17 protein-coding genes and 1 pseudogene are annotated in these 18,708 nt (G+C 73.2%); 14 read left to right on the forward strand and 4 right to left on the reverse strand.

Annotated elements, in window-relative coordinates; translation table 11 throughout:
* The first annotated feature begins 114 nt into the window (after window positions 1-114).
* Window positions 115-897, forward strand: a complete 783-nt coding sequence (locus tag ACZ3OF_RS22540; protein WP_361672626.1) for a hypothetical protein — start codon at window positions 115-117, stop codon at window positions 895-897.
* Between the two features lie 116 nt (window positions 898-1,013).
* On the opposite strand, the gene ACZ3OF_RS22545 is transcribed toward ACZ3OF_RS22540, so the two are convergent.
* Window positions 1,014-1,496, reverse strand: coding sequence for a MarR family winged helix-turn-helix transcriptional regulator (locus ACZ3OF_RS22545; protein ID WP_361436644.1), 483 nt, complete (start codon window positions 1,494-1,496; stop codon window positions 1,014-1,016).
* Window positions 1,497-1,707: 211 nt separating this feature from the next.
* Between ACZ3OF_RS22545 and ACZ3OF_RS22550 the strand changes: the two genes are divergently transcribed.
* Together ACZ3OF_RS22550 and ACZ3OF_RS22555 are read left to right on the forward strand one after the other, a co-directional pair.
* Window positions 1,708-2,529 (forward strand): lysozyme, encoded by an 822-nt coding sequence (locus ACZ3OF_RS22550; protein WP_361672628.1) that lies wholly within the window; start codon window positions 1,708-1,710, stop codon window positions 2,527-2,529.
* 248 nt (window positions 2,530-2,777) lie between these two features.
* Window positions 2,778-3,641 (forward strand): lytic polysaccharide monooxygenase auxiliary activity family 9 protein, encoded by an 864-nt coding sequence (locus ACZ3OF_RS22555; protein ID WP_467306419.1) that lies wholly within the window; start codon window positions 2,778-2,780, stop codon window positions 3,639-3,641.
* A 19-nt stretch (window positions 3,642-3,660) separates the two neighbouring features.
* Here ACZ3OF_RS22555 and ACZ3OF_RS22560 read toward each other — a convergent pair whose 3' ends face one another.
* Both ACZ3OF_RS22560 and lon read right to left on the reverse strand, forming a co-directional pair.
* Window positions 3,661-4,323, reverse strand: coding sequence for a DUF5701 family protein (locus ACZ3OF_RS22560; protein WP_361672632.1), 663 nt, complete (start codon window positions 4,321-4,323; stop codon window positions 3,661-3,663).
* 244 nt (window positions 4,324-4,567) lie between these two features.
* Window positions 4,568-6,970, reverse strand: coding sequence for an endopeptidase La (gene lon, locus ACZ3OF_RS22565; RefSeq protein ID WP_361672634.1), 2,403 nt, complete (start codon window positions 6,968-6,970; stop codon window positions 4,568-4,570).
* A 131-nt stretch (window positions 6,971-7,101) separates the two neighbouring features.
* Between lon and ACZ3OF_RS22570 the strand changes: the two genes are divergently transcribed.
* From ACZ3OF_RS22570 to ACZ3OF_RS22600, 7 genes and pseudogenes are all read left to right on the forward strand, one after another.
* Window positions 7,102-7,737 (forward strand): GNAT family N-acetyltransferase, encoded by a 636-nt coding sequence (locus tag ACZ3OF_RS22570; protein WP_467306422.1) that lies wholly within the window; start codon window positions 7,102-7,104, stop codon window positions 7,735-7,737.
* 10 nt (window positions 7,738-7,747) lie between these two features.
* Complete coding sequence (locus ACZ3OF_RS22575; protein ID WP_467306424.1) at window positions 7,748-8,497, forward strand: zf-HC2 domain-containing protein; 750 nt, start codon at window positions 7,748-7,750, stop codon at window positions 8,495-8,497.
* A gap of 76 nt (window positions 8,498-8,573) precedes the next feature.
* Window positions 8,574-9,146, forward strand: coding sequence for an RNA polymerase sigma factor (locus ACZ3OF_RS22580; RefSeq protein ID WP_361672640.1), 573 nt, complete (start codon window positions 8,574-8,576; stop codon window positions 9,144-9,146).
* A complete protein-coding gene (locus ACZ3OF_RS22585) occupies window positions 9,143-10,057 on the forward strand; it encodes a zf-HC2 domain-containing protein (protein ID WP_361672642.1) in 915 nt (304 codons plus the stop codon). The genes ACZ3OF_RS22580 and ACZ3OF_RS22585 overlap by 4 nt, the downstream gene beginning before the upstream one ends.
* A 77-nt stretch (window positions 10,058-10,134) precedes the next feature.
* A pseudogene (locus ACZ3OF_RS22590) lies at window positions 10,135-10,866 on the forward strand (ABC transporter ATP-binding protein); the annotation flags it as partial.
* Between the two features lie 188 nt (window positions 10,867-11,054).
* On the forward strand, window positions 11,055-12,371 hold the full coding sequence (locus tag ACZ3OF_RS22595) for a hypothetical protein (protein ID WP_467306427.1): 1,317 nt from the start codon (window positions 11,055-11,057) through the stop codon (window positions 12,369-12,371).
* Window positions 12,368-12,982, forward strand: coding sequence for a hypothetical protein (locus ACZ3OF_RS22600; RefSeq protein ID WP_467306429.1), 615 nt, complete (start codon window positions 12,368-12,370; stop codon window positions 12,980-12,982). The genes ACZ3OF_RS22595 and ACZ3OF_RS22600 overlap by 4 nt, the downstream gene beginning before the upstream one ends.
* A 51-nt stretch (window positions 12,983-13,033) precedes the next feature.
* On the opposite strand, the gene ACZ3OF_RS22605 is transcribed toward ACZ3OF_RS22600, so the two are convergent.
* Entirely contained in the window at window positions 13,034-13,693 is a 660-nt protein-coding gene (locus tag ACZ3OF_RS22605) for a TetR/AcrR family transcriptional regulator (protein WP_361672650.1), read from the reverse strand.
* Window positions 13,694-13,831: 138 nt separating this feature from the next.
* Here ACZ3OF_RS22605 and ACZ3OF_RS22610 point away from each other — a divergent pair, with 138 nt between their 5' ends.
* The 4 genes from ACZ3OF_RS22610 (at window position 13,832) to ACZ3OF_RS22625 (ending at window position 18,432) form a co-directional block, all read left to right on the forward strand.
* Window positions 13,832-15,577, forward strand: coding sequence for a glycoside hydrolase family 3 protein (locus ACZ3OF_RS22610; RefSeq protein WP_467306431.1), 1,746 nt, complete (start codon window positions 13,832-13,834; stop codon window positions 15,575-15,577).
* A gap of 298 nt (window positions 15,578-15,875) precedes the next feature.
* Complete coding sequence (locus ACZ3OF_RS22615) at window positions 15,876-16,541, forward strand: spermidine synthase family protein (protein ID WP_361672656.1); 666 nt, start codon at window positions 15,876-15,878, stop codon at window positions 16,539-16,541.
* 59 nt (window positions 16,542-16,600) lie between these two features.
* Complete coding sequence (locus ACZ3OF_RS22620; RefSeq protein WP_361672658.1) at window positions 16,601-17,338, forward strand: response regulator transcription factor; 738 nt, start codon at window positions 16,601-16,603, stop codon at window positions 17,336-17,338.
* Window positions 17,335-18,432, forward strand: coding sequence for a HAMP domain-containing sensor histidine kinase (locus tag ACZ3OF_RS22625; protein ID WP_361599328.1), 1,098 nt, complete (start codon window positions 17,335-17,337; stop codon window positions 18,430-18,432). The genes ACZ3OF_RS22620 and ACZ3OF_RS22625 overlap by 4 nt, the downstream gene beginning before the upstream one ends.
* The last annotated feature ends 276 nt before the right edge of the window (window positions 18,433-18,708 follow it).

Genomic DNA, 18,708 nt, shown 5'->3' on the forward strand with positions numbered 1-18,708 from the left:
CCGCTTCCGCCTCTCGTACGGCCCTGGAACGCTCGGTGCAGGCCTCGTTCGGCCCTATGGAGACGCCGTGAAGGCGCGGTGCGGACCCCGTCGGCCGGAGGCAGACTGGGGATCATGCGCACCGAAGTCGTCACCCTCCCCGGCCGCCCCGAACGCCCCAACGAGGACTGGGCAGCAGCCGCTCAACCCGCGTCCGGCGGGGGCGGGACGGTGGTGGTACTCGACGGTGTGACACCGCCGGCCGGTGATGACGGTTGTGTGCACGGCGTGCCGTGGTTCACCGCCCGCCTCGGCGGCGCACTGACCGAACTGTCCGCTTCGCGACGTGACATGACGCTGCTCGGGATCCTGGCGGAGGCAATCCGGCGCACCGCGGACGCCCACCGGGACACCTGTGACCTTTCTCACGTCCGTACGCCCCAGGCGACCGTGGCGATGGCCCGCTGGGACGCGGCGACCGTCGAGTACCTGGTGCTGTCGGACGCCGTGCTCCTCCTGGAGGCGCCGGACGGTTCCGTGCGGGCCGTGCTCGACGGCCGTCTCGACCTGGTCCCGGACGAGATCCGGCGGTCGCTGGAGGCGACGGACCGGCTGCGGAACCAGGAGGGCGGCTTCTTCACGGCCGCGGCCGACCCGGACGTGGCACGGCGGGCGGTCACAGGGACGGCGCCCCGGAAGGCCGTACGGGCGCTGGCGGCGCTCACGGACGGGGCGGCGCGCTGGGTGGAGCTGTTCGGGGAGGGCGACTGGGCGGCCTGCATGGAGGTGCTCGGGAAGGAGGGCGCGCACGGGCTGCTGGCGCGCGTCCGTTCGCTGGAGACGGCCGACGCGGCGGCGGGCGGGGCCCTCCGCTGGAAGCTCCACGACGACGCGACGGCGGTGTACGCGGTCCTCTGACGGGCGCTCGGCGGAGGGCCGGGTGAGGGCCGGGAGAGGGCCGGGCCGAGTGCACGGCACCCTGAGCCGGCCGAGCGCACGGCCCCCTGAGCCCGGCCGAGGGCCCGGCCTGGGGCTCAGCCCTCCGCGCGGGTGTTCAGCTGGTGGAGCAGGCGGGCCAGTTCGGCGACCTCGCCGCGGTCCCAGTCCGCGAGCTTGCGGACGTACCGCCCGCGCCGCGCGTCCCGCACCCGCCGGAAGCGGAGCCGCCCCTCCTCCGTCAGCCGGACGAGCGAGGCGCGTCCGTCGGCCGGGTCGGGGTCGCGGGCGACGAGTCCGAGGTCCTCCAGGGCGCGGAGCTGGCGGCTCATGGTCGCCTTGCCGACGCCGAAGTACCCCGCGAGTTCGGTGGCGCGCTGCGGCCCGGTGTCGTCCAGCCGCACGAAGAGTCCGTACGCGGAGGATTCGAGCTCGGGGTGGACCTCGCGGGCCATCTCGCCGGACTGGGCGCGGGCGCGGCGCAGAAAGACCGCCAGTTCCCGTTCCAGGGCCAGGAATTCCTGGTCCACACCACTCCTCGTCGTGGGCTCGCCTTCACTCCCCGTACCGCTTCCGTGCACGTCAGCACCCCTCGCACGCTTTCCGGTCGCTGAAAGTTTCTTTCGTCCGCGGCCATCGCCGCAGCTCCTTCAGTATTTCGCAGGAGTAGACCAACGGCAGCACCCGGACCCCCTTCCGCCGAACCGGTCTACGTGCGTAGCGTCATCGATGACATGTCCACACCAGGACTGTCCCGGCACGCTCCCCCACCGAGCCTTTCGGAGGCACGCAATGCCCGTGCACAGATCCGGAAACACCCTCGCCGGCGCCGCACTCGCGGCCCTGGCCCTCCTCCTGCCCCTCACGTTCTCCGGCCCGGCCAGCGCGGCCGACGCCGACGCCGTTCCCCCACGCGGCTCCGCCCACATGGGCATGGGCGTCATCGAGCACGACGGCCGGAACGGCACGCCAGGAACGCCCCGGGCCGCCCAGACCGAAGGCGTGGACGTCTCCAGCCACCAGGGGAACGTGGCCTGGTCGACGCTGTGGAACAGCGGGGTGAAGTGGGCCTACGTCAAGGCGACGGAAGGCACCTACTACAAGAACCCCTACTTCGCGCAGCAGTACAACGGCTCGTACAACGTGGGCATGATCCGCGGCGCGTACCACTTCGCCACCCCGGACACGACGACGGGCGCGGCGCAGGCCGACTACTTCGTCAACAACGGCGGCGGCTGGTCCCGGGACGGCAAGACCCTGCCGGGCGCGCTGGACATCGAGTGGAACCCGTACGGCGCGACCTGTTACGGCAAGTCGCAGTCGGCGATGGTCACGTGGATCCGCGACTTCCTCAACCGCTACAAGGCGCGGACCGGCCGGGACGCGGTGATCTACACGGCGACGAGCTGGTGGACGCAGTGCACGGGCAACTACGCCGGCTTCGGCGCGAGCAACCCGCTGTGGATCGCCCGGTACGCCTCGACGGTCGGCACGCTCCCGGCCGGCTGGCCGTACTACACGATGTGGCAGTACACCTCGACCGGTCCGACGGTCGGTGACCACAACCGCTTCAACGGCGACCTCTCGCGCGTACAGGCGCTGGCGAACGGCTGATCCGGCCTTAGCCCTCGTTCGACGGACGGCGGTCGGCGGCTTCGGCGGTCTCCCAGGTGCGCGGCGGCGCGTCCGGGAGGCCGCCTTCGCTTTCACCGCCCTCCCCTCCGCCTTTCTCGCTCCCCCCTCTTGCCGATTGGTATGGACCAATGCGAGTCTCTTGGGCGGCGCGTGCGGCTTTCAACTTCCGTACGCCACCCGCTCATTGCTCGTTCCGTCCTCCCCCACGCACGAGAGAGAGCCCCGACATGCCGTCCTCGTACCGCCGCACCGCCGCAGCCGTCACCCTGTCCGCGGCCGCGCTGATCCCCCTCACCCCGTCCGTCGCGGGCGCGCACGGGGCCGTCTTCAACCCGGTGAGCCGGGTGGCGGCCTGTTACGCGGAGGGGCCCGAGTCCCCCGACTCCCAGGTCTGCAAGGACCTCGTCGCCGACTCCGGCACCCAGCCGCTCTACGACTGGAACGAGGTGAACATCGCCAACGCGAACGGGCAGCACCAGGTGGTCATCCCCGACGGCAAGCTCTGCTCGGCCAACCGCGTGAAGTACCGGGCGCTGGACTGGGCCCGGACGGACTGGCCGGCCACGGCGGTCGGGGCGGGCTCCTTCGACTTCAAGGTCCGGGTCACGGCGGCGCACTCCGGCACGATGACGGTGTACATCACCAAGCAGGGCTTCGACCCCACGAAGCCGCTGAAGTGGTCGGACCTGGACGCGACCCCCGTCGCCACCTACGCCACACCGCGCACCTCCGCGGACGGCTACTACAACTTCACCGGCACCCTGCCCGCGCGCACCGGCCGCCACATCGTCTACAAGGTCTGGCAGCGCAACGACAGCCCGGAGGCGTTCTACAGCTGCTCGGACGTCACCTACGGCGGTACGGCGAAGGTGGCCGGCTCGGCACCGAGCGAGGCGAAGATCGCCGCGGGCACCGACCGTTCGACGGTGAGCCACGCGGGTCACGGCGGGGACGAGCAGGCCCCCGCGCTCTCGGCCGAGGCCGCGCGGACCTCCCCGTCCCCGCTCCCGCTCGCCCTCGCGGGAGCCGGGGCCCTGGCGGCCTTCGGGGCGGGCAGCCTGCTCCTGACGCGGCGGCGGAACGTGTCGTAAGGGCCGACGACCTCCTCGGTCAGACGCCGCGGCCCGTGGTGGAGGCGAAGCCCAGCCAGGTGTGCCGGTTGTTCCACCAGCACCAGCCGACCTTCGGGGCGTTACGCCGCTCGCGGCCGTCCCGCCCGGTGCCGTTGCTGATCCAGATCGCCGGGGTGCGGGCGTCGAAGGCGCCGTTCGCCTTGCGGAGCCGCGAGCCGATGGTCATGAAGCAGAGGTTGCGCTCCAGGGCCGCCGGCTGCTGGAGGACCCAGTGGATGCCCTCGCTGAGCAGCAGCGGGGTCCGGTCCTCCTTGGCGAGGGCGGGCAGCGCCTCGTCCGGGCTCCAGTTGGACATGTGGTCGCCGCGGTCGACGCCCGAGACGAGGTAGAGCGGCGCGTCGGGCAGCTCGACGGTGTCGAGCGGGGCGAAGTCGTCGACGTCCGGCATGTCGACGACGACGAATCCGGGCTTGTCGTCGCGGCGGAGCAGCGGCGCGAGGGCGGAGGCGGGCGCGCGGTCGGGGTGCACGGCGAGCAGGGCGTCATCCCGTCCGCCGCCGGCTCCCTCGGCGAAGGCGCGCAGTTCGTCCGCCGGAATCCCCGCGAGCTCGTGCACCCCGAGCTCGATCAGCCGCTCCGCCTGGGCGGCGAGCGACGGGAGCGCGGGCACGGTGGGACTGGTCGGCGAGGTCTCGGTCAAGGCACTCCTTGGTCGACGTTGCGAAGATCAGGCAGCACGTCAACGGCGCACCCTCCGGCGATGTTCCCGCCGGGCCCGACTCCCTGGCCACGGTGGGCAGATGGCGCTCGGGCCACGCGGGGCGGGACCGTCGGACGGCGAGAAGCGGGGCGCCCCCGCTGGAGGGGCGCCCCGCTTCTCGTACCACCGGGACGGGTACGGCCGGAACGCCGTGCCACGTCACCCGGCGCACCACCCGAACCGCTTACGCGGCCGCGCTCACCCGCACCTCCGCCGGGGCGAGGGCGATCTCCAGGACCTGGCGGACGTCCGTCACCGGGTGGACCTCCAGCTTCTCCAGGATCTCCGCGGGGACGTCGTCCAGGTCGGCCTCGTTCCGCTTCGGGATCACGACCGTCGTGATGCCCGCCCGGTGCGCCGCCAGGAGCTTCTGCTTCAGGCCGCCGATCGGGAGGACCCGGCCGGTCAGCGACACCTCACCGGTCATCGCCACGTCCGTCCGGACGAGCCGGCCGGAGAGCAGCGACGCGAGGGCCGTCGTCATCGTGATGCCCGCGCTCGGGCCGTCCTTCGGCACCGCGCCCGCCGGGAAGTGGATGTGCACGCCCCGGTCCTTCAGACCGGTCACGGGCAGCTCCAGCTCCGCGCCGTGCGAACGCAGGAAGGAGAGCGCGATCTGCGCGGACTCCTTCATCACGTCGCCCAGCTGGCCCGTCAGGGTCAGCCCCGCCGCGCCCGTCTCCGGGTCCGCGAGCGACGCCTCCACGAAGAGGACGTCACCGCCCGCACCCGTGACGGCCAGGCCGGTCGCCACGCCCGGCACCGACGTACGGCGCTCGGCCGGGTCCTGCGCGGACTCCGGAATGTGGTGCGGACGCCCGATCAGCCCGCGCAGATCGTCCACGCCGACCGTGAACGGCAGCTCCCGGTCGCCCAGTTCGTGCTGCGCCGCGACCTTCCGCAGCAGCCGCGCGATGGACCGCTCCAGGTTCCGTACACCCGCCTCACGGGTGTACTCGCCCGCCAGCTTCCGCAGCGACGCGTCCTCCAGGACCACCTCGCCCGGCTCCAGGCCCGCGCGCTCCAGCTGCCGGGGCAGCAGGTGGTCGCGGGCGATGACGACCTTCTCGTCCTCCGTGTACCCGTCGAGCCGCACCAGCTCCATCCGGTCGAGCAGCGCCTCCGGGATGGCCTCCAGGACGTTCGCCGTCGCCAGGAAGACGACGTCGGAGAGGTCGAGTTCGACCTCCAGGTAGTGGTCGCGGAAGGTGTGGTTCTGCGCAGGGTCCAGGACTTCGAGGAGCGCGGCCGCGGGGTCGCCGCGGTAGTCGGAGCCGACCTTGTCGATCTCGTCGAGCAGGACCACCGGGTTCATCGACCCGGCCTCCTTGATCGCCCGTACGATCCGGCCCGGCAGGGCGCCGACGTACGTCCGCCGGTGGCCGCGGATCTCCGCCTCGTCCCGTACGCCGCCGAGCGCGACCCGGACGAACTTCCGTCCCATCGCGTGCGCGACGGACTCGCCCAGCGACGTCTTGCCGACGCCGGGCGGGCCGACCAGGGCCAGGACGGCGCCGCCGCGACGGCCGCCGACGACCCCGAGGCCGCGCTCGGCGCGCCGCTTGCGGACCGCCAGGTACTCGGTGATCCGTTCCTTCACGTCCTCCAGGCCCGCGTGCTCGGCGTCGAGGATCGCCTTGGCGCCCTGGATGTCGTACTGGTCCTCGGTCCGTTCGTTCCAGGGCAGTTCGAGGACGGTGTCGAGCCAGGTGCGGATCCAGGAGCCCTCCGGGGACTGGTCGCTGGACCGCTCCAGCTTCTCGACCTCCTTGAGGGCCGCCTCACGGACGTTCTCGGGCAGGTCGGCGGCCTCGACACGAGCCCGGTAGTCGTCGGACTCGTCGCCGTCCGTCTCGCCGTTGAGGTCGCGCAACTCCTTGCGTACGGCATCCAGCTGGCGCCGCAGCAGGAACTCGCGCTGCTGCTTGTCGACGCCCTCCTGGACGTCCTTCGCGATGGACTCGGCCACGTCCTGCTCGGCCAGGTGCTCGCGGAGCTGGGCGGTGGCGAGCTTGAGCCGGACCACCGGGTCGGCGGTCTCCAGGAGCTCGACCTTCTGCTCCAGAGTGAGGAAGGGCGAGTAGCCGGAGTTGTCGGCGAGGGCGGACACGTCGTCGATCTGCTGGACGCGGTCCACGACCTGCCAGGCGCCGCGCTTCTTCAACCAGCTGGTGGCCAGCGCCTTGTACTCCTTGACCAGGTCGGTCACGGAGCCGGGCAGCGGGTCGGGCAGGGTCTCCTCGACGGCGCTGCCCTCGACCCAGAGCGCGGCGCCGGGGCCGGTCGTACCGGCGCCGATCCTGACGCGGCCACGGCCGCGGATGAGCGCGCCGGGGTCGCCGTCGGACAGCCGCCCGACCTGCTCGACGGTGCCGAGGACACCGGTCGCGGCGTACGTCCCGTCGACCCGGGGCACGAGGAGCACCCTGGGCTTGCCGGCCCCGGAACGGGCGGCGGCCTGGGCGGCCTCGACCGCGGCGCGTACGTCGTTGTCGGACAGGTCCAGCGGCACCACCATTCCGGGCAGCACGACCTCGTCGTCGAGCGGCAGCACAGGCAGAGTGAGCGGTGAGGACGTCGAAGCCATGATCTCCCCTTCGGCAGTCAAGTTGAGCTATGTGGACTCAATGCACGTGAGCCCGTGGATGTTCCCCGAGCGTTGTTCGCTCTGAGCGATCACTCTGGCGCAGGGCGAAGCGAGGGCCATGTAATGCCTCCATGGACACCATGACTATTACGTCTGCCTGGGTGGCGGGCTGGACCGTCTCGCGGGGCGCTCCGCCCGCCGTCGTCGAGCCCTGGGGCTGGCGGATCGACGTCGGCCTGCCGACGCACGTGTTCCGGCACGTCCTGCCCGCGCCGGACGCGGTGTCCGTGCGCAAGCTCTGCCAGGAGATCACCGAGCCGCACGCATGGCTGAAGGTGATGGCCGGACCGGAGGAGGTCGCGGAGTGGATCACCCCGGGGTGGACCGTCCCGGACGACCCGGGCTACATGATGTGGAAGCTCCTGGACGCGGGCACGCGGCCGCCGGCTCCGGAGGGGTACGCGCGGACGACGGAGACCAGGGACGGTGTGATCCGGGTCCGGATCGTGGCGCCTGACGGCACGCTCGCGGCCCGCGGCCAGATCGCCCCGACGGGGGCGACGGCGGTCGCGGACCAGATCGAGACGCACCCCGGCCACCGCCGCCGCGGTCTCGGCGCGAACGTGATGCGCACGCTGGAGGCGGCGGCCGCACAGGCGGGCGCGGCGACGGGCGTGCTCTCGGCGACTCGGGACGGCCTGGCGCTGTACGACACGCTGGGCTGGCGTCACACGTGCCCGCTGACGGGGATCGTGCGGGACGCGTAGCGGCGCGGGGGTGGACGCGTACGCGCGCGGGGAGCTCTCCCCCGACCTCCTCGGCCACGCCGAGGCTCATCTCGACCGGTGCCGGGCGTGTGTGGACGCCGTCGACCTGGCGGACGGGGCGGGCCTCACGGGCCCCGTCTCGACGCCGTGCACGCGGCCCTGGTCAACCGGATCGGGTGAGGGCAGGATCGTGTCCATGACGCTCAAGGGTGGTAACGCGAGGCTGTGGGCCGCGTCGGCGGCACTGGTTCCGGCACTGGCGCTGACCGGCTGCGGCGACCAGGGCACCCCGCCGGGGCCGGTCGCGGCCCAGGAGGAGACAGCGCAGCCGACGCCCCCGGGGACGGGCGGCGTCTCCGTCCCGCCGGCCCCGACCGCGCCGGACGGGACCGTCAAGAACGACCATGAGCCCGGTCCGCGCGAGGTCCTCGTCGAGGTGAACGTCAACGGCGGGCTGGCCGGTGTCCGCAACCAGCTGATCGTGCACTACGACGGCAGCTACACCACCCGGTCCGGCACGGAGTCGCCGCGCACGGGCCGTATGACCGCCGCCGAAGTGGCCGAGCTGCGCGCGGCGTTGGAGGATCCGGCCTACGCGAAGGTGCCCACGCGGCCGACGGGGCAGCCGGTGCACGACGGGTTCCAGTACGTCTTCACGTACCGGTACCGGGTCGTCGTCGCCGCGGACGGCGAGCGCCCTCCAGCCCTGCAGCGCGTCTTCTCGGCCCTCCCCGACGGCGGCCCCCCGACCGGCCCCTGACCCCCACCCCGCCCCGGATCGACACGGCCACGGCCCCGGCGTGAACCGCCGGCCGTCCGCCGAGCGATAGAGGGGCGTGAGACTGTTGCGCCCCGAACGGGCAGAAGAGCGGGACGACTCAGCGCTGTTGCGCGCCGTCGCCCGCGGGGACACCGAGGCGCTGGCCGTGCTGTACGACCGGCACGCGGGATGGCTGCACGCACGGCTGGCCCGGCGCTGCGCGGACGAGGAGACCGTACGGGAGGTTCTCCAGGACACCTTCGTGACGGTCTGGCGCTCCGCCGGCTCCCACCGCGGCCGGGGCGAGGCCGGGGGCTGGCTCTGGGTCGTCGCCGCGCGCCGCCTGGTCGACGCACAACGCGCCCGGGCCCGTGCGGAGCGCGCGGCCCCCGAACCGATCGCCCCCGCCCCCTCCGCGGAGGACCGGGTCCTCGCCGGCCTGGAGTACGGGGACGTCGGCGCCGCGCTCGACCGGATCTCGCCCGAGCTGCGCGAGGTCCTGCGGGCCACCGTCGTCGACGGCCTGACCACCCGCGAGACGGCCCGGCTGCTCGGGATACCTGAGGGGACGGTGAAGACCCGCGCCCTGCGGGCCCGTCGCGAACTGCGTGCCGCCCTCGGCCCGCACGCCCTGGGAGGCACCGCATGACCGCGCCCTGGCACGTGACCGATGCACTGGCCCACCGGTACGCGTCGGGTGCGGCGGCCGAGCCCGACGCGTGGTCCCTGGAGAAGCACGTCGAGGTGTGCGGGGACTGCGCGGCCCGCGTCTCGGCCGCGGTCCGGGCGGGGGGATCGGGTCCGGTCCTCGCGGACGTCCGGGCCTCGCTCCTGGCGACGGTACGCGCAGAGACGGCCACCGCGCCCCGGCGCCTGGGCGTGGGCTCGCGCCTGAGCGTGGGCCGGGGCAGGGGCCCGGGCGCGGGCGGCCTGGGCCTCTCCCCCGCGTCCCGTGGGGCACGCCTGCTGTGGGCCGTCGGCCCCGCGCTGCGCGGGGCCTGGGTGGTGGCGCTGCTGGTCGTGGTCGCCGCCGCGGTGGGCCTCGCGTACGGCGCCGGGTTCCGGGGGGCGCGTCCGGCGCTGCTCGCCCTCGCTCCGGTCCTGCCGCTCGCCGGGGTGGCCGTCTCGTACGGACGTCACGCGGACCCGATGTACGAGATCGGCGTGGCGACCCCCTCCGGCGGGCTGCGCCTGCTGCTCACCCGGGCGGCGGCCGTGCTCGGGGTCTGCGTGCCGGTGCTGACCGCGGCCGGGGCGGTGCTGCCGCCGGTCACCGGCGTGCCGGGCGCCGCGGCCTGGCTGCTGCCGGGGCTCGCGCTGACGCTCGCGGCCCTGGCCCTCGGCTCGTTCGTGGGCTGCCGGGCGGCGTCTGTCGGCCTCACCGCCGGCTGGCTGCTCGCGGTGGCCGGGCCGGTGCTCGGGCGGCCCGGGGCCACGTCCGAGCTGGCCCGGTACCTCTCGGGCCCGGCCGCACAGGGCGGTTGGGCCGCAGCCGCCGCCGTCTGCGCGGGCCTCGTGGCCCTGCGGCGCCGTTCCTTCGACCATCTGGAGACCCGGTGACCACACCCAGCCCACGGGCCGTACGGAGCACACGGAGCACGGCGACCCCCTCGGGCACGACGGTCGCGGCGCGCGGGCTGACCGTCAGGCACCGCCGTACCGTCGCGCTCGACCGCCTCGACCTGGACCTCGGTCCCGGCGTCCACGGCCTGCTCGGCCCGAACGGTGCCGGAAAGACCTCCCTCATCCGTGTCCTCGCGACCGTGGCGGCGCCGTCGGACGGTCGGGTGGAGCTCCTGGGCCGGGACTCCGGAGCCCACCGGGAGCGGTCGGAGATCCGGCGCCGGCTGGGCTATCTGCCGCAGGAGTTCGGGTACTACGCCGGCTTCACGGTCCGCGAGTTCGTGGCGTACGTGGCCTGGCTCAAGGAGATGCCGACGGACCGCGCCCCGGCCGCCGTGGAGCGCGCCGTGGAGCGGGTGGGCCTGGCGGACCGCATCGACGCACGGCTGAAGACGCTGTCCGGGGGCATGGTCCGGCGGGCCGGGATCGCCCAGGCCATCGTGAACGAGCCGGAGTTGCTCCTCCTCGACGAGCCGACAGCGGGTCTCGACCCCGAGCAGCGGGTCGAGTTCAGGACGCTCCTGCGAGAGATCGGCGCGTCCTCCACGGTGATCGTCTCCACCCATCTGGTGGAGGACGTGGCCGCGGCCTGCTCGGAGGTCACGCTGATCGAGTCGGGCCGTATCGCCTTCCGGGGCACGACCGCGGAACTGACCACCCTGGGCGAGGAGTCGGGCGCCGCCGGGGAGGCGGCGAACGCGATCGAGCGCGGATACACGGCGGCCCTCCGCGCCCACCGCGCGCCGCGGCGCGCTCCCGCTCCCGCCACCGGCCCGGAGAAGGGCGGCGCCCACCAGCAGCCGGCCCCGCCCGCGCGCACGACCGCACCACCCACGACCACGCCCCCACCCTCGCCGCCCGCGCCCCCCGCGAACGCCCTCGCTCCCGTCACACCCGTCACTCCGACTTCGCCCGTCTCCCCCGAGGACCCCCGGTGACCGCGACCGCCACACCGCCCCGCCCCGCCGCGCCCTCACGCCACCCGTCCGTCGTCCGCACCGAGCTGAGGCGGGGCGTCGGCCCCTGGGCCGGTGCGGCCGTGGCGGTCACGATCCTCGTCACGATGTACGGCAAGGCGCCCGCGTGGCAGGCGCGGTGGACCGATGCCACCGACATGCTGCACGTCGCCGGCGGGCTGCTCGGGGGCCCGCTCGCGCTCGCCGCCGGCTGCTGGCAGGGCGGCCGGGAGCGGCGCCGCGGGACGGTGGAGCTGCTCCGTTCCATCCCGCGCGGCCGACTGCGCCGTACGCTGCTCGCCGTCGCTCCCTCAGCGCTCTGGCCGCCCGCCGGACACCTCCTCGCCGCGGCGGTGTGCCTGCTCGCGACCTGGCCGTACGTCGGCGGAGGCCGGCCGTACCTCGAACTCGTCGCCGCCGACGCGATCGCGCTGGCCGCTCTGGGCACGCTCGGCCATCTCGTCGGACTGCTGGTGCCGTGGCGGCTGACGGCTCCGCTGCTCGCGGTGACCGGATACGTCGGGCTCGCGATCGGCTCGTACACGGAGAGCCCCGCGCGCTGGCTCGGTCCGGCCGCCGATCACTCCTCCCCCTGGCACGAGCCCGTGTGGTGGTACGCCCCGGCCTCGGCCGTCTGGACCGGCGGCCTCGCCCTGGGGGCGCTCCTGGCGTACGCCGCCCGCCCCGCGCGGCGGCGGCTGCTCGCCCTGATCCCGCTCGCCGCGGCGGTCGCCGCCGCCGTGCCCGTACTCCGGCTGCCGGCGGACGGCCCGTGGCGCCCGGACCCGGAGGCGATACGCCCGGTCTGCGACGACGGATCGCCGCAGGTCTGCGTGAACGCCCTCGACCGCACGCTGCTGCCGGACATCTCCCGGGCACTCGCACCGCTCAACGAACGGCTGCGCGGGGTGCCGGGAGCCCCGGTCCGCTGGTCCCCGGGGCCGAGCGGCCCCGGCCCGGGGGAGGCCGAGCTGCCCGACCACGAGGCGGACGCGGTACGGGGCAGGCTCAGGAACCCGGACCTGTACCTGAACTCGGCGGTCCAGTGGCTGTTCTCGGACACGTGCTCCTCCGAGGGCTTCGCGGGGCCGGACGCCGAGCGGGTCGGCGAGATCCATCTCGCCGTGTCGGAGTGGCTGGCGCCGACACCGGAGTACTACGGGGTTCCGGTCGGGCCGGCCGCGCGGCGGCACCTCGACGCCCTGCGCGCGAAGTCCCCGGCCGCCCAACGGGAGTACCTCGGCCGCTACCTGAAGGCGGACCGCTGCCGTCCCGAGGAGGTGCCGATCCCGTGAGCGTCCTCGGCCTCGGCCCCGCCCTCTACGTCCGCTCGCGCACACTTCCGGCCACGGTCGCCGCCGTGCTGGGGACGGCCGCCGCGGCGGCCTGGTCCGCGGCCTGGCTCCAGTCGCAGCCGGGCTTCGACCACACGGCCCGGGTGCCGGTCATCGTCCTCGGCCCGCTGCTGGCCGCGTCGGCGGTCGGCACGAGCCTGTACGCGGCGAGCGACGAGCTGGACCGTACGGCGACCCGTCCCTGGCCCCTGCGCCGCACCGCGCACGTCCTCGCCCTGACGGTCCTGGCCGTCGCCCTTCTGGCGCTCTCCGTGCCCGGTCACCCGGAGGAGTTCGGCGGACCGGCGATCGTCCGCAACACCCTGGGCGCGGTCGGCGTCACGGCCGCGGCGGCGGCGCTGATCGGCGCCCGGGCGAGCTGGCTGCCGATCACGGTGTACGTCGGCTCGGTCTATGTGGCGGCGCCGTCCACGCCGGGGGGCGCGGCGGCGCTGTGGGCGTGGCCGATGCAGCCGGGCCCGGAGGCCGGCGCCTGGGCGGTGGCGCTGGGCGCGTTCGCCGGGGGCACGGCGCTCCACGCGTTCCGCGGCGCCCGTCCCGTACGCGCCTGACGCACGCGTCGCCCGTGCCTCAGCCGGCGACCCCCGGCAGGCCCTCCCCCGTCACGCGGCCCCCGGCAGGCCCTCCCCCGTCACCGAGATCTCCCGCAACTGCCGGTCCAGGAAGGCCCGTACGCGGCCCGGCATGTCCATCGACCCCGGGTCCAGCGCCCACTGGATCTGCAGGCCGTCCATCACGGCCAGCTGTTCCTGCCCGACGGCCCGGCAGTCGATGCCCTCCCGCAGCTCTCCTCGCCGCACGGCCGCCTCCATGAGGTCGACGGTGTGGCGCAGCACGCGCGCGTAGCGCTCCTTGAAGTACTGGTGCGCGGGGTGGCCGACGTTGCCGGACTCACCGGCCAGGACGTTGAACATCCGCACGATGCCGGGGCGCCGGGTGTTGTCCTCGACGAGACCGACGACGGTCTCCAGGTATGCGGCGTACGACTCCGGTTCGTCGGCGAAGAGGCGCTCGACGTCGTGCTGCTCGCTCTGCGCGAGGACCGAGAGCAGGAGGTCCTCCTTGCTGCGGAAGTGGTGCAGCAGTCCGCCCTGGGTGATGCCGCAGTCGTTGGCGATCCGGGCGAGCGAGGAGGCGTGGAAGCCCCACCGGCCGAAGTGTTCGACGGCGGTGTCGAGGATCTTCCGGCGGCGCTCGTCGCCCACCGCGTAGCTGCCCCTGCCCGCGCCTCCGCGGGTCGTTCGGGCCTTGTTCTCCGACATGGGGGCCACCTTAGAGGCTGTCCGAAACGCCCCTTCCACCCCGTGATCCAGGTCACATGACAGAAACCTAGTACCCACTCGGTTTTCGACCCTAGCCTGAGGCCGCTTCCTCCTCACGCAGCCCTCAGGAGCCTCGACATGCACCCGTACCAGGACGCCACCCGCCCTGTCGCCGAGCGGGTCGAGGACCTGCTCTCCCGGATGACGCCGGAGGAGAAGGCCGGCCAGCTCTTCCACTCGATGCTGATGATGAACGCGGACGGCACCCCGGTGACCGAGACGGACGGCTCGATGCTGCCGTTCACCACGCCGGAACTCGTCGAGGGCCGCCACCTCACCCACTTCAACCTGCTCGGCACCTACGGCGCCCGCGAGATGGCCCTCTGGCACAACGCGGTCCAGGAGATGGCCGCGAACACCCGGCTCGGCATCCCGGTCTCGCTCTCCACCGACCCCCGTCACGCCTTCACCGACAACGTCGGTGCCTCCTTCAACGCCGGCGCGTTCTCCGCCTGGCCCGAGGCGCTGGGGCTCGCCGCGATCGGCGACCCGGAGCTCGTGTTCCGCTTCGCCGACACCGTGCGCCGCGAGTACCTCGCGGTCGGCTTCCGTACGGCCCTGCACCCGCAGATCGACCTCGCCACCGAGCCCCGCTGGGCACGCCAGTCCGGCACCTTCGGCTCGGACGCCAAGCTGACCGGCGAGCTGGTCAGGGCGTACGTCCGCGGACTTCAGGGCGAGGAGTTGGGGCCGGACTCGGTGGCCGCCATGGTCAAGCACTTCCCCGGCGGCGGACCGCAGAAGGACGGCGAGGACCCGCACTTCCCGCACGGCAAGGACCAGATCTACCCGGGCGGGATGCGGGAGCACCACCTGGAGCCGTTCAAGGCCGCCATCGCCGCCGGCTGCTCGCAGATGATGCCGTACTACGGCCGGCCGGTCGGCACCGACTGGGAGGAGGTCGGCTTCGGCTTCAACAAGGGCGTGGTCACCGGGCTGCTGCGGGAGGAGCTGGGCTTCACCGGGATCGTCTGCACCGACTGGGGGCTGCTGACGGACGCGGTGATCTTCGGCGAGACGCACGAGGCGCGGGCGTGGGGCGTGGAGCACCTGAGCGTGGCGGAGCGGGTGGCGAAGGCGCTGGACGCGGGCTCGGACCAGTTCGGCGGCGAGCAGTGCCCCGAGGTGATCGTGGAGCTGGTCGAGTCGGGCCGGATCTCCGAGGCCCGGATCGACGCGTCCGTACGACGGCTGCTGCGCGAGAAGTTCGTTCTCGGGCTCTTCGACGAGCGGCGGTACGTCGACCCGGACGAGGCGGCCGAGACGGTCGGCCGCGCCGACTTCAAGGCGGCGGGCGCGGCGGCCCAGCGCCGCTCGCTCACGGTCCTCACGAACGGACCACTGCCGCTGACCGGGCGCCCGAAGCTGTACGTCGAGAACGTCGACCCGGCCGTCGCGGCGGCGTACGGGGACGTCGTGGCCGCCCCCGCCGAGGCGGACCTGGCGGTGCTGCGGCTTCGCACACCGTACGAGGAGCGGCCGAACCGCTTCGAATCCTTCTTCCACTCCGGCTCGCTCGCCTTCGAGGAGCCCGAGCTGACCCGGATCCTCTCGCTGCTCGCCACGGTCCCGACGGTGGTCTGCGTCAACCTGGAACGTCCGGCCGTCCTGCCGGAGATCGCCGAGCGGGCGGCGGCGCTGATCGCCGACTACGGGGCGAGCGACGACGCCCTGCTCGACGTGGCGTTCGGCCGGGCGAGCGCGGAGGGGCGCCTCCCCTTCGAGCTGCCGCGCTCGATGGCGGCGGTGGAGGCGGCCCGCCCGGACGTCCCGAACGACACGGCGAACCCGGTCTTCGCCCACGGCCACGGCCTGGCGATCTGACACCGGATCCGGTCCACCGGATCCTCCGGATCGGATCCACGAGACCGGATCCAGCACGTTGGATCCACAGATCGGATCCATTCGATCGGATCTCGGATCCAACATCTCGGATCCAACATCCGATATCCAAGATCCGATCCCCCTGACCGCGGGGTTCCTGACCGACCCCGCACCCCGGTCCGGGGCCGGCCCGTGGGGGGCCCGGCCCCGGACCGTTCCCTTCCGGTTGTCCCCGCCACCGGCATCCCGCAAGGATGGACGGCCACAACGACGCCGAGTCCGATCGGAGCGAGCCCCCATGCCTCTGCCCGTCACCCTCGACCGCCGCGAAGGACCGTACGGAGAAGTCGTGCTGCGCCGGCGCGACGAGCATTTCGAGATCATCGCCAACGGCACCTTCCTGATGGACACCTCCGACGGACGGTCGGAGCGCCTGCTGGTCGACGCGGCGATGGACGCGCTCGGCGGCCGGCACGGCTCCTCCGTACTGATCGGCGGCCTCGGTGTCGGCTTCTCCCTCGCGCACGCCACCGCCGACCCCCGGTGGGCCAGGATCGCGGTCGTCGAGCGCGAGCAGGCGATCATCGACTGGCACCGCGAGGGACCGCTGGCCGCCATCTCCGGAGCAGCTCTGGCCGATCCGCGCAACGTGATCCTTCACACGGACCTGGTCGGGTACCTCCACACCTCCCCCGACACCTACGACGCACTCTGTCTGGACATCGACAACGGACCCGACTGGACGGTCACCGAGGACAACCAAAACCTTTACTCCACCGAGGGGTTGGAGGCCTGCGCCCGGCGCCTGAACCCGGGCGGAATCCTCGCCGTGTGGTCGGCCCAACCGTCCGTCGATTTCGAAGAGTCGTTGCGGAATGCCGGATTCAGCGGGGTACGGACCGAAGAGATCACGGTTGCCCGGGGCGTCCCTGACGTGGTGCACCTCGCCGTCAGGCCTGCGTAGCCGGGACGCTCCCCGTGCCTCTAGGCTGCTGGCCGACACCAGCGATGCGAGGCGGGGCAATGGAGCAGACACACACCACTCACCACGGTGCGGCGGCCACTCCGGGTGCGCAGCGACGAGTGCTGGTCGTCGAGGACGACACGACGATCGTGGATGCGATCGCCGCGCGGCTGCGGGCGGAGGGCTTCCTCGTCCAGACGGCCACCGACGGCCCGGCGGCGGTCGACGCGGCCGAGGCCTGGCAGCCCGACCTGATGGTCCTCGACGTGATGCTGCCCGGTTTCGACGGCCTGGAGGTCTGCCGCCGGGTCCAGGCCCAGCGTCCGGTCCCGGTCCTGATGCTGACCGCGCGGGACGACGAGACGGACATGCTGGTGGGGCTGGGCGTCGGCGCCGACGACTACATGACCAAGCCGTTCTCGATGCGTGAGCTGGCCGCGCGCGTGCACGTCCTGCTGCGCCGCGTGGAGCGTGCCGCGCTGGCGGCCGTCACCCCGCGGAGCGGGATCCTGCGCCTCGGCGAGCTGGAGATCGACCACGCGCAGCGCCGGGTCCGGGTCCGCAACGAGGACGTGCATCTGACGCCGACCGAGTTCGACCTGCTGGTCTGCCTGGCGAACACCCCGCGCGCCGTCCTCTCGCGCGAGCAGCTGCTCGCCGAGGTCTGGGACTGGGCGGACGCGTCCGGCACACGGACGGTCGACAGCCACATCAAGGCGCTGCGCCGGAAGATCGGGGCGGAGCGGATCCGTACGGTCCATGGCGTCGGTTACGCGCTGGAGACGCCGGCGTCATGAGCCGTCGGGGGCAGCGCCCCGAGCGCCGGAGCAGGCGCCGGATCGTGATCTCGATCAAGACCAAGCTGGGCACGCTGGTCGTCGGGGCGGTCCTGCTGACCTCCGGGCTCGCGCTGGTGGCGATCCGGACCTCCACGGAGTTCCGCTACATCACGATCTTCGCGATGATCGCGACGCTGTTGATCACCCAGTTCGTGGCGCAGTCCCTGACGGCGCCGCTGGACGAGATGAACACGGTGGCCGGGTCGATCTCGCGCGGCGACTTCAGCAGGCGTGTGCGCGGCGCGGACCGCCGTGACGAGCTGGGCGACCTCGCTTCGACGATCAACCGCATGGCGGACGACCTGGAGGCCGTCGACCGGCACCGCAAGGAGCTGGTCGCCAATGTCTCGCACGAGCTGCGCACCCCCATCGCCGCCCTCCGCGCCGTACTGGAGAACGTCGTCGACGGCGTCTCCGAGGCGGATCCGGAGACCATGCGGACGGCCCTGAAGCAGACCGAGCGGCTCGGCCGGCTGGTCGAGACCCTGCTCGACCTGTCACGTCTTGACAACGGTGTCGTCACGCTCAAGGCACGGCGTTTCGAGGTCTGGCCGTACCTGTCCGGCGTGCTCCGCGAGGCCAATCTCGCCGCCTCCCAGCGCGGCCTGTCCTCGACGTCCGGTCTGCACAACCGTACGGACGTCCATCTGCACCTGGACGTCTCGCCGCCCGAGCTGACCGCGCACGCGGACGCGGAGCGGCTGCACCAGGTGATGGCCAACCTGATCGACAACGCGGTGAAGCACTCGCCGCCGCACGGCCGGGTGACCGTACGGGCGCGGCGGGGCGCGTGGCCCGACTCCCTGGCCCTCGAAGTCGAGGACGAGGGTCCGGGCATCCCGGAGTCGCTCCGGCACACGGTCTTCGAGCGGTTCAACCGGGGACAGGTGCCGGCCCAGTCCGGCAAGGGCAGCGACGGCGGCACGGGGCTGGGGCTGGCGATCGCCCGCTGGGCGGTGGATCTGCACGGCGGCGAGATCGGCGTGGCCGAATCGTCACGCGGCTGCCGGATCCAGGTCACTCTTCCGGGAAGCCTTCCGGCACGCGATTGACGTAGGGTCGAACCGGAAGCACATGTTCTGCGTGTACATGGACAGGACACGATCAGGACGTGGTCAGGGATGCGTGCCTCAGGGCCGCAACCCGGGTTCCTCGTACCCGCGAGGGGGCAGAACCACGCTTGTTTCCCGCCATTCCCTGCCCCGAAACACCGCGTCAAGTGTGACTTGCGCGACGTTGGCGCTGCCCGGCCTGCACCTGTCGGCCAGGGAGGCGTAGCCTTTATTTCCGCTGTCCATCACCTTGTGAAGCGGAAGAGGGCGGTTACC

The sequence above is a fragment of the Streptomyces sp. NPDC022552 genome, assembly GCF_055561875.1.